At 52.5% G+C, this 2,394-nt stretch carries 3 protein-coding genes; all 3 read left to right on the top strand.

Features of this window, described 5'->3' with window-relative positions:
- On the top strand, positions 1-1,261 hold a 1,261-nt coding region (locus tag G3436_RS26220; RefSeq protein WP_243667342.1), incomplete at its 5' end, for a toll/interleukin-1 receptor domain-containing protein.
- 83 nt (positions 1,262-1,344) lie between these two features.
- The gene (locus tag G3436_RS26215; protein WP_163951201.1) at positions 1,345-1,965 is read left to right on the top strand and encodes an SLOG domain-containing protein; all 621 of its coding nucleotides are present in this window, start codon (positions 1,345-1,347) and stop codon (positions 1,963-1,965) included.
- 221 nt (positions 1,966-2,186) lie between these two features.
- The coding region (locus tag G3436_RS28135; protein ID WP_338001329.1) for a hypothetical protein at positions 2,187-2,394 on the top strand (208 nt) is incomplete at its 3' end.

Genomic DNA, 2,394 nt, shown 5'->3' with positions numbered 1-2,394 from the left:
GCCCCCACGAATCTTGAGCAAATCGTCCCTTCTTTTGGTAGCCTCAGGCCACTACAAAACCTTCGATAACGAGCACTGCGCCATGGAAGACCAAGCCACCCTGTACTGCCTTGCACTGCTAGGAACCGTCCCTGGAGGCCAGGCCGAGGAGCTCAAGCAAGAGATCGCAGTCCGGTTGAAAGGCCTGGGTCTTGAGCTTGGCAAGGACGTGAGCTTGTTCGAGGGCGACCTTGTCCATTTCAAGCCAGCCATTGACCGGTGTAGCGCGGCCTTGTGCTTCAGTGCACAGAGCGGCGGTAACCCTCATAACGAGGCCGCCGTCGGCCAACTGATCAAGCGCAGGATCCCCCTGATCCCCGTAGCAATATGCAAGGACAACTTCTCGGCTGAATTCCCAGGAAAACTGGGCGGCCTCAATGGCCTGGAAATGAAAGCCGGCCTGGGCAGTCTTGCTATGGCTTTGTTGGAGGGCGCATCACTGCTACCTAAGCAGCGCCGGGTGTTCCTCAGCTACCGCCGCGTCGAGTCGACCAATGCTGCCCTGCAGCTCTACGCAGCCCTTTCAGCCCGCCAGTACGACGTGTTCCTCGACACGCATGACATTCTCCCTGGCGAGCACTTCCAGGAGGTGCTGTGGCAGCGCCTGTGCGACGCGGACGTGATCGTGTATTTGGATACAAAGGAATACTTCGACAGCCGTTGGACGAAGCAAGAGTTCGCGAAGGCCACCATGCGTGGCTTGTGCGTGTTGCGGGTAGGTTGGCCAGGGGTGGACTCTAAGGCGGAGCAAACGGCCTGTGGTGAAGTCCATCTGTCCAAGGAGTCCCTGAATTCCCTCGACCAGCTCGTAGACGCCAAGCTCAACGAGGTAATGGACATGGTTGAGATGCTGCGGACGAAAAGTGTTGCGCAACGTTACTCCCGTCTCATCGGCAAGCTTCGTAACTCGATCGAGGAGTACGACGGGGAAATCGTGGGGTACTCGGTACGGCGGAGTGTGATCGTGAAAATCGCCGGCAAAAGGATTGTGGCTTACCCCGAGATGGGGGTTCCTACAAGCCATGCGCTGCATGAGGCGACACTAGATTTCCACATGCTGCCTGTCGCCGTTGTTTACAACCAGGCGGGGATCAAGGATCGGAGGTGGAGAGCACATATGGAGTGGCTGAACGAGTCGGTCACAGAGCAGGTGCGGTTGATCTCAACCGATGATGCTTGCTCGGAGTTCATTGAATGGCCTGAGACACATAACGTGGCTTGATCGAAAAGCTGTGGATTTGACCAGCTTTGGTCGTTCAAGCCTATGATGACTCATGACCAATCAGAATTTATCGGAAACCCTATATGAGCAGTATCTTTCTATCCGCCAGCGTTCCAAATATCGAGAGCCCCTATTACCAAAGGTGTGATCCGGTGCTGATCCAGGCCGCCTTGCGTTCATTCCTGTTCACGGTGATTGGCCGTAAGCACTTGGTTTTCGGTGGGCACCCGTCCATTTCGCCTTTGATCCTGGCTGTATGCGAAGATCTTGGCATCACCAATCGGAATGCGGTAACGATTTTCCAGAGCAAGCAATTTGCGGGCGTCATCCCTGAAGATAATAGAAAGTTCGCCAATTTCATCGAAACACCCGTTGGCAGTAATCTCGACCAAAGTCTTTCCATCATGAGAAAGGAGATGTTTACTACTTATCGCTATGACGCAGCGGTATTTATTGGTGGTAAAGAAGGCATCGTGACGGAATACGAACTTTTCAAGAAGCTCTGCCCGGACGCTAAAATTCTTGCGCTGAAAAGCCCAGGTGGCGCAGCGGCGGAGATTCAGAACATGCCTGCCAATGAAGATGATGAGCTGCTCGATTATGTGCGCGCATTCTCGGCTGGGCTTGGGCTTCATCATAAGCTGGATCGCCAACCTACTGCCCCGAAACTACGTAGTCACGGGACGTCTTCATCAGGGATTTAAGTAATGCATTATGGATTTAACCTTACCCTAGACCGCAAGGATGTGCTCGTTTCGAAGGCGATCGTTGACGCACACACCAAGAGTGTAAATGCCCAAAGGGTCGATCTGGGCAAGTACCTTATGAACGATGGTAATAGCATCGATGCAGATCTGATTGCTGAACACCTATTTCCTAAAGTGAATTGCGATGTTTTATATCCCATTCCTACAATGACCAGGATATGGCAATTCAGCTAGCCCACGAGCTGGAGAAGAAAGGCGTTAATGCTTTCGTGGATTCGGTTGTTTGGGGGTCGTCATACGAATTGCTTAGTGTTATTGATAATAAATATTCAAAGTCTGACGACGGCCAGCACTTTGACTATCAAAAACGAAATCGTTCAACTGCGCATGTCCACATGATCTTGGCCACAGCCTTGCAAAAAATGA

The sequence above is a fragment of the Pseudomonas brassicae genome, from assembly GCF_010671725.1.
Lineage (GTDB): Bacteria > Pseudomonadota > Gammaproteobacteria > Pseudomonadales > Pseudomonadaceae > Aquipseudomonas > Aquipseudomonas brassicae.
Note: the sequence above shows the minus strand (reverse complement) of the source record. Positions and strands in the feature narration are given on the sequence as shown.

Coding starts and splice junctions, on each gene's coding strand:
- G3436_RS26215 (WP_163951201.1), top strand. CDS start 1,345: ATGAGCAGTATCTTTCTATCCGCCAGCGTTCCAAATATCGAGAGCCCC.